Here is a 7,559-nt window from a genome sequence, read left to right on the forward strand (position 1 = left end):
TAAATCTCGCGCGAGATTTATAGGGTTTATTGTAAGTAAGGGGGCGTATATTAGTTTTTTTCTATAAACTCTACCATCTCTTCTAAAATTTCCGGTTTAAAGTATGCAATGGGCATCGATCCAAAAATCATGTTTCTATCTGACCCGGTTACTGTAGGAAATAATTTCATATATAAAAGTGGCTGATCATTATTGTTTTCCATTACAAGATAATCAGCGTATTTTTCTGTAACTTTATAAAATAGTTCACTACCTGCCTTGCCCTCGAAATCACGACTAACAATGTCATGAGGAAATTCATTTTTTTCTTTTAATGCTAATACAAATTCTATCAATATACCCAGCCCCTTTCCGTTATATGTAAATTATACTTCATTTGCTAAAAAGGCGGGCAAAGAAACCTTTCTTCTTTTCCTCTTCTTTTTCAGCTGCCGTTTCTAACAGTAGCTGTTTAGTCTCTTGAATCTCCCTAATGTTTTGCATAACGATTTCATCACGCTTTTTATCTCTTTCATCGATTGTCTGGGCAAGTTGCTTAATTATTTCATTTTGCTGCTCTAGTTTCTTTTCCAACTCTTCAAATCGCTTTTCATATTGTTCTTTTTCTTCCGTATCGGGTGGCGATACACCCTGTATCGATTTGTTTTCAAACCTCGTTAAAACAACGTTTGAAGCTTGTTCCACCGATATATTCGTCTTTTCTCTTACCTCTTTTAAGTACCTAATAGCCATAGCGTCTCTTTCTACAAATACCCTTGCCCCTGCTTCACTTTTAATAAATTCATAACCTGCTTTTTCAAGTGCCTGAGCATACTTCCTTACGGTCGGTACTGCTATATCTACCATTAAAGCTATATCTTTACTAGAATAAGCTTTTTCAGTTTGTTGTATATCGTTTGTCATATCGTATCACCTCAGCATATATATTCGCACTTAACCGGGAATTACCTGCTACTAAGAAGTTAATTGCGCTATATTGGCGATATAAAACACAAAAAAAACCGCCAAGAACAGGCGGGCTTTTTTTTACAACTCTTCCTCAAAAATATCTATCAAATCTTGATCAGATAATTGGTTTGTTCTCTTATCATCTCTAAGTATACCAGCTATTTCATTTCTAAATTGTTGAATTAAATCACGATTCTCCATAGTTACATTTAACACATATTGTTTTTCTCCATCTTGAATTTCTTCTTCTCTTATATCCTTTTTATAGACTTCGATTTTTGTAGTGCCATCTCTTCTGGTAGTTTCTCTAACTAAATGTGTTCTAGCTTGCCTATGTTGTTCTTGACGTCTGGCTAAAACATAATGTGTACAGTATTGGCTTGCATTATATTTATAATTTTTCACAACTATTTTTTTGGGTACTAATAAAATAGGTTTGTCATTTACTTTTAAAGCTAAATCGTTGCACTCTTCCCAGTTATTAGTATCTTCATTCCAATAATGACCTAGATTTGATACTTCTTCATCCATAACAATTTCCAAAAGTCTGCATTGTTCTTTCGTATAATCTACTAGGTGTTTTCTTATTACGTTAGTCACTAAATCTGATAAGCGATCTTGACCAAAGTCACTGACAAAAACATGAAGATCTTCTAATCTTGTAACAAGTCCATTTTCAATCATTTCATTAGAGGTAATATTATCAAACACTTTTGCTAACATATCTGCAGAAGCGCCTGTACCTTCGGGATTATTAGAAGATAATCCGAAACACGTTTCATTTGGTTCATGAGCAAAATCAAAAAGTTCACGAGCTCTTTCAATTTCCCCTTCTTCATAAAGACCAATGATATGGTCAAAAAAACCTGTCAAAGTCACGGAAGCCCTTCTAGACCATTCATCATCGTTAATATGTATCCACCAAGGGTCAATAAACAACTCTACATCTCTAGAAGTGTCTACATTAACAAAGTCTAAACCCGTTTGATCTTGTTCTAAGTTGAAATATTCACTAATTTGCATTTCCCTTCCCCCTTTTATTGTAAAAAAACACCATAAATAAATTTTACCATTTATTACAATGGAAGCACATTCATTTATGAAAAAAGTCCTAATTAGTAATATTACACATATTCCGGGCATACACTTTAGCGATACGATAAGTGATATAGGAGCAGTCTATGGTATTTTTCAAAGTACATAAAAAAGCCTGCCTATTAAAGGCAGACCTTACACTTTATATTTGCGTTTATTAATCTCTTTATAAAGCTTACCTTGCGAAATACCTACTTCTTCAGTAATTTCCTTAATAGACCATTCACCCGAATCATAAAGGGTTAACGCCTGGCGCACCTTTTCAGGAGAAACTTTAGGGCGCCCAATATGCTTACCACGTTTTTTACTAGCAGCTTGCCCTTCCTTAATCCGTTCAGCAATTAAATTTCTTTCAAGCTCAGCCATTACACAAAAGATTTGCATCATAGCTGTACCGGCTGCTGATGTAGTATCAAGTTTTTCTTTAAGAGAAATAAACTTAATTCCATTCAGTTTAAAATACTCCATTAAATTTAAAATGTCTGTAGTTCTTCTACCAAGCCTGCTAATAGACTCGACAATAATAATATCATCTTCTCTGGCCATATCTTTTAGTCTTATAATGCCTTCACGATCGCCTTTAGTTCCAGTGAACTTTTCAGTGATCAATTTATCGTAACCAAATTCATCTAAGACTTTAAGCTGCCTATCTAGGTTCTGTTCTTCCGTTGATACCCTTGCATATGCAATTTTCACAGTTGATCTCCTCCAGGTTTAAACTGTTACTTCCTCATAAGCAAGTATATGACCATATAACATTAAATGTAAAGACTTTATGTAATTATTATTGTAATAACTTAACGTAACTAATAAACGTTGATACAACAAGGTTTCAATTCTCAGTAAATTAGCATTACACGACTATAGTTTTTTGTAATCTTATGTGTGGGTACCCAGCATAACTCAGATTTTTTATCTCTTCTGCTATATTATAAGCAAGAAAAAACAAGGAGGTGGAATAAGCTAATGAAGAAAGTTAACCAAACATTTGTAGAATTCCTTAGAAGTATTGGATATGAGGCTGAAGAGTTAATCTGTGAATTTGCGGGTCTATACTATGTGATTAACGGAGTTAGTTATAGTAGCAAGGATTTGCATCAAAGTGAATTTGGTCCATTGCGTCGGTACTATACATATAAGGTAGAGGTCTAGCCTGATTTCGTACACTGAAACTAAATGTCCCTTTATCAAACAAAAAAATAGACATTCCTAGTCGGAATATCTAAAGAGAGGAATATATTTGGTTGGCTGTTCTTCTTGAGGTAGGGCATCCAGCCATTTCCCTATTAATACAAATCCTTGTGAAAAAAGAAGTGCAAGAAGTAATTACATTATAGGACCTCTCATAAGAGAAAACGACTACTAAATATGCCTTACGATTTTGCTTTTATATTCTTCAATTTTATAACTGTCTGGAATGTTTAGTATAGATGCCATTCTTTGCGGCACTCCTATTTTAATACGTTTATCTAAATGTCTCTGTACTGCTCTTTTTTGCGTGTCGTGCTCAGCTGCAACCTGCTGCAATTCTCCAATTAGCTCTAAGTAAGCTGCTTTAGTTTCTTCTAGCTGCTTAACTAGATGATCTACCTTTTCCTCTTTGTATTGCTTAGTATATCGGGTAAATTCATTGGCAATAGTTGCTGAATCGTATTGCGTATCGCCTTCAAACCCAACTAACATGTCCTTTTCATTCCTTCTACGATCTACAATAACCTTTTGCCGATCAATTTCATCTAATTGCTTATCTAAAGCTTCGGTGCTCTGACCTTCTTTGACCATTTGCTTATACTGATTTTCTAAAAGATTAAGTTTTTCTAATGCTTCGGGATACCGTTTTTTCATTCTTTCAAGTTCCTCTTTATGAACACGTTCTTCCTCTACAAGTTTATCTAGTAATTCAAATTTCATTTTAATTTGCCCCCTCTAAGAATTGTTTTAATGCTTCTTCATTTTGATCATTGCTAACTCTACGATTTTTCCCCCAACGTTCGGGAAACTTTTTTTCTAAAAAGTAAGCAGCAGCTTTCCAGTATTGTGGACCTTTTTTGGAGGCCAATTTAATGTCTTGAAGAGCTTCCATTTCTGCGTGCGCTTTTGCTTCTCTTACAGCTGATGCAAAATAAACTAAAAGCTCTTTAGTAGCTGGATTTGTATAAACCTCTGACTTCTTACCTTTTTGTAACTTTTCACCTTCCTTCATCCAGTTGTACCAGGTTGAATGGGATATTCCTAAAAAATTATAAACAGTACTGTCATAATGTCCTTTGCTAATTAGGTCAATGGCAGCATCGATAGTTTCCTTTGATAGTTTTGACCTTCTAGCCATTACAAAACACCATTCCAGATGTTTGGATCGTGGTCTTCATCTTCCTTTTTGACGTTAGTAGTATCAATAACTCCAAATAAATTCTTTTGTACCTGCGTAGCTTCTTGCTGTTCTTCTATTTCTGTAAGCTCTTCTTCTCTTAAATCCTTATACTCTGTGTAATCATCATCTAAGAACTGAATGAATTTGATCATTTCGGTTATTGCTGCTGTAAGTTGGGCTTCATTTTCATAACCACCATCCATAATAGCTGTAGCAAATTCATTTTTCTTTTCAAATAAAGATTCTGCAGAACTTAATACCTTTTTTAATGCCTTATCACTTTTCTTCGCCATAATTTTTCAGCTCCTTTTTTTATAGGGTAAGCAAATACAAAAAAGACCTGTCGCACCAAATGGCATCACAAGTCTTTTAAGCATTATATAAGGTTATAAAGTTAAAAAGTTTTATGGTAAATTATTCCTATTTTTAGTTTAAACTACTTTTAGACGAGTAGCAAATATAACTATAAATTAGTTGTAGATTCAGGGACATTTTTGTCTTAAATCTCCTAAAAAGTGCTTCCTCAAGAGTCCGTTTTAAATTTAGTAACTTTTTTGGATACACAAAAAAGTTTACGAATGAAACACTTTTGGCTATAATGACTGTATAAGTAATACACTATGATACGTAGTTAGACACTGCAATACACTATGATACACTTTATAGAATTAAAAAAGACGCTTCAGATCACCACATCTGAAACGCCTTCCAAAGTATTTTTAAAACGTGCTAACGTATGTCAACAGAGACATAAGAAACGTACCAAACGTAAACAACATCGTCAGGGTATTGTTTGTATTATCAGAGTTCACAGTATCACCTCTCAATCTATTAAATTTGTATCGTACCGGCACGGCACACCACTGCCTAGCTAATAGGATACTCTTTAAGTTATACCACATAACTTAATAGATTGAAAAGCAACAAGTCGATGCCCTTAAACACTTCAAACCGATGAAGTGTTTTTTTGTTATCTAAATAGCTAATTACTATACAACCTACGAGATTGCTTTCTCTCGCATTTTATTGCTTACAGGAGTTTAGCTACCCTAAATAGCGTTAATATGTAATACTGCTTATTCTCACAAGCTTATAAGCTATATACTCCTACCGCGCTTACGCTTGCTCCCCTATCCTCGGGGTGAGACTACGCCCCCCAGCAAACAAAACTACAAGATCCCCTTCTAATTGACCCTTAAGTATAAACTAATACTGGTTTAATCATGTGCTTATAAACCGTTGAAACCTACTGTAAAGAGTGCAAACCATTAGTAAGTATTGTTTGCTGTTTGTTAGCAAATTCCCTTAAGTCAACTTCTCTAATGGCTGCACACTTTATATAAGCGGACGAACCATGTTACACTTTTTAAATTTTCTTCTTCAAACGGTAAAAATGTTGTCTAGAAACCCCTAGCAGGTCGGCCAGTTCTTTAGCTTTAGCACTTGGGTTATCAGCTATTAGTTGTTTAAGTTTTTCAACCTGGTCTGTTGTTTTACTTTTCTGCTGCTTAAGATAATCTTTCCGTTCAACTTGGCCAGCAGACTTCCGTTCATGTTGCTTCCTTATACGGTCTCTACGCTTCTTTTCCTCTTCACCAATAATTGTTTCCATATGAAATTGCTCTTCTTCTGTGATATCAAGCATTTCAATTAGTCTCTTATTGCTGATTTGATACCCTGTTCTCTCATCTGGTGTAGTTTTGGTATCAGTAACTAGATTTTTATTTTGATAAGCTTGAGCCCATTCTAAGCCCTCTTTCTCCATGTTACGAGTCGTAGAAACTAATTCACTTTCAGGTAATGGAACTAAGAAGTTTTGGTTGAATACTGTTAGTTCGTCAAAAGATACTTCAAAGCTACCTGTAAGGCACATTGAAAAGTATCTGAACAACCAGCAGGCTGCTTGTCTGTATCCTTCGGATATACCATCTTTATTTCGATAATATTGTAGCTTTTTTAAGTCTCTTTGTCGGGCAGCATTTAAGGTTTTAAGTGTGAATCCATTAGTTTTGACTGTTTTGTCTGCTGCTTTTTTAGGCTTAGGCTCGTACTGCTTTTCTTCCCAAGGTGTATAAGTTGTATGTAATTCTCTTAAGTCATAATAATTTTCGTGCCTTAAGCTCAGTTCAACCTCATTACCGTTTTTGCTGTTAATTGTGCCTGGTATCCTAAACATACGGGCAGGCTCATCACATTTACTATCTGCGCCAAGATCTTTTAATCTTTCATAAAGGAAGTGATTTACTCGCTTCCATGTAGGGATAGCTTGCTTTGGAGCATGCTGGATCCACCAGATACAATTTAATCCTTTTCCTGTAAATGTTAAGGCGTTTGGCTCAGGGATTACTATGTTGAAATACTCACTGTTTAATAGCTCAGCAACTTGCACAGGAGTCATACCAACGTTATAGCAGTCTATATCTACATAGAGCGCTCTTAAATGTCTAATGTCTTTAGCTTTTCTAGTTCCGTATCGCCAAAAAGTGTTTAAGCTATAATACTTATCAGGTCCTTGCATCCATTCTTCATGATTTGCGATAGTTTTTCTAGTTGTATATATCTGCTTCCACGTGCCATCATTAATAGACTTTTCGCCTAGTACGATAAAACGATCCGTATCACAATGGTGTTTTTTGAGATATTTTACTGCTTCCATAACAAAATGCCCTCCTCAGGTTAAGAAAGGGCAACAGAAATTATATACAAAGGCAGAATTACTCGAATATTAATCAGTAATATATTAGCACTTTTATTTGCTAATAAGTGCTGTTATAATACTATTAACATAACTAAAAAACCTTTGCGGCAGTTTTCTGTTGCGCCCAAGAGTCTTTTCCTTCCGTCGACCAAAACATCGGGAAAAGGCTCTTTTACTTTGTTTAATAGTTTACAGCATTCTATTTAAAAATTATAGACAATTTAAAACAAAAAGCCCTTTATTGTGAGAATTTAGCTCTAAGCGTTTTTAAAGCGCTCGAGTATAAATACACCAGTAAAGGGCTTTTTGTTTCGTCTCGTTAAATCTCGCGCGAGATTTATAGGGTTTATTGTAAGTAAGGGGGCGTATATTAGTTTTTTTCTATAAACTCTACCATCTCTTCTAAAATTTCCGGTTTAAAGTATGCAATGGGCATCGATCCAAAAA

Annotated in this window: 9 protein-coding genes; 1 reads left to right on the forward strand and 8 read right to left on the reverse strand. The window is 34.9% G+C overall.

Annotated features, from left to right (window positions below):
- Positions 1-50: 50 nt before the first annotated feature.
- The 4 genes from ABVF21_RS22485 to ABVF21_RS22500 all read right to left on the reverse strand — a co-directional run bounded on the left by ABVF21_RS22485 (position 51) and on the right by ABVF21_RS22500 (position 2,739).
- A complete protein-coding gene (locus tag ABVF21_RS22485; protein ID WP_371019047.1) occupies positions 51-335 on the reverse strand; it encodes a hypothetical protein in 285 nt (94 codons plus the stop codon).
- A 37-nt stretch (positions 336-372) separates the two neighbouring features.
- The gene (locus tag ABVF21_RS22490; protein ID WP_371019048.1) at positions 373-903 is read right to left on the reverse strand and encodes a DUF3967 domain-containing protein; all 531 of its coding nucleotides are present in this window, start codon (positions 901-903) and stop codon (positions 373-375) included.
- Positions 904-1,026: 123 nt separating this feature from the next.
- Positions 1,027-1,971, reverse strand: a complete 945-nt coding sequence (locus tag ABVF21_RS22495; protein ID WP_371019049.1) for a hypothetical protein — start codon at positions 1,969-1,971, stop codon at positions 1,027-1,029.
- Between the two features lie 207 nt (positions 1,972-2,178).
- On the reverse strand, positions 2,179-2,739 hold the full coding sequence (locus ABVF21_RS22500; RefSeq protein ID WP_371019050.1) for a recombinase family protein: 561 nt from the start codon (positions 2,737-2,739) through the stop codon (positions 2,179-2,181).
- Positions 2,740-3,009: 270 nt separating this feature from the next.
- Here ABVF21_RS22500 and ABVF21_RS22505 point away from each other — a divergent pair, with 270 nt between their 5' ends.
- The gene (locus ABVF21_RS22505) at positions 3,010-3,195 is read left to right on the forward strand and encodes a hypothetical protein (protein WP_371019051.1); all 186 of its coding nucleotides are present in this window, start codon (positions 3,010-3,012) and stop codon (positions 3,193-3,195) included.
- A gap of 210 nt (positions 3,196-3,405) precedes the next feature.
- On the opposite strand, the gene ABVF21_RS22510 is transcribed toward ABVF21_RS22505, so the two are convergent.
- From ABVF21_RS22510 to ABVF21_RS22525, 4 genes are all read right to left on the reverse strand, one after another.
- Positions 3,406-3,954 (reverse strand): hypothetical protein, encoded by a 549-nt coding sequence (locus tag ABVF21_RS22510; RefSeq protein WP_371019052.1) that lies wholly within the window; start codon positions 3,952-3,954, stop codon positions 3,406-3,408.
- A gap of 1 nt (position 3,955) precedes the next feature.
- A complete protein-coding gene (locus tag ABVF21_RS22515) occupies positions 3,956-4,372 on the reverse strand; it encodes a hypothetical protein (protein ID WP_371019053.1) in 417 nt (138 codons plus the stop codon).
- Positions 4,372-4,707 carry a hypothetical protein gene (locus tag ABVF21_RS22520; protein WP_371019054.1) on the reverse strand — a complete coding sequence of 112 codons (336 nt, stop codon included), beginning with the start codon at positions 4,705-4,707 and terminating at the stop codon, positions 4,372-4,374. The genes ABVF21_RS22515 and ABVF21_RS22520 overlap by 1 nt, the downstream gene beginning before the upstream one ends.
- Positions 4,708-5,780: 1,073 nt before the next feature.
- On the reverse strand, positions 5,781-7,070 hold the full coding sequence (locus ABVF21_RS22525) for a hypothetical protein (RefSeq protein ID WP_371019055.1): 1,290 nt from the start codon (positions 7,068-7,070) through the stop codon (positions 5,781-5,783).
- Positions 7,071-7,559: the final 489 nt, after the last annotated feature.

Origin of the sequence: Pseudalkalibacillus sp. JSM 102089 (assembly GCF_041366475.1) — a bacterium.
Taxonomy (GTDB): Bacteria; Bacillota; Bacilli; order Bacillales; family Guptibacillaceae; genus Guptibacillus; species Guptibacillus hwajinpoensis_B.

Excerpts from the sequence above, each read along its gene's own strand:
- ABVF21_RS22490 (WP_371019048.1), bottom strand. The coding sequence starts at position 903 with ATGACAAACGATATACAACAAACTGAAAAAGCTTATTCTAGTAAAGAT.
- ABVF21_RS22515 (WP_371019053.1), bottom strand. The coding sequence starts at position 4,372 with ATGGCTAGAAGGTCAAAACTATCAAAGGAAACTATCGATGCTGCCATT.
- ABVF21_RS22525 (WP_371019055.1), bottom strand. The coding sequence starts at position 7,070 with ATGGAAGCAGTAAAATATCTCAAAAAACACCATTGTGATACGGATCGT.
- ABVF21_RS22520 (WP_371019054.1), bottom strand. The coding sequence starts at position 4,707 with ATGGCGAAGAAAAGTGATAAGGCATTAAAAAAGGTATTAAGTTCTGCA.
- ABVF21_RS22505 (WP_371019051.1), top strand. The coding sequence starts at position 3,010 with ATGAAGAAAGTTAACCAAACATTTGTAGAATTCCTTAGAAGTATTGGA.
- ABVF21_RS22495 (WP_371019049.1), bottom strand. The coding sequence starts at position 1,971 with ATGCAAATTAGTGAATATTTCAACTTAGAACAAGATCAAACGGGTTTA.
- ABVF21_RS22510 (WP_371019052.1), bottom strand. The coding sequence starts at position 3,954 with ATGAAATTTGAATTACTAGATAAACTTGTAGAGGAAGAACGTGTTCAT.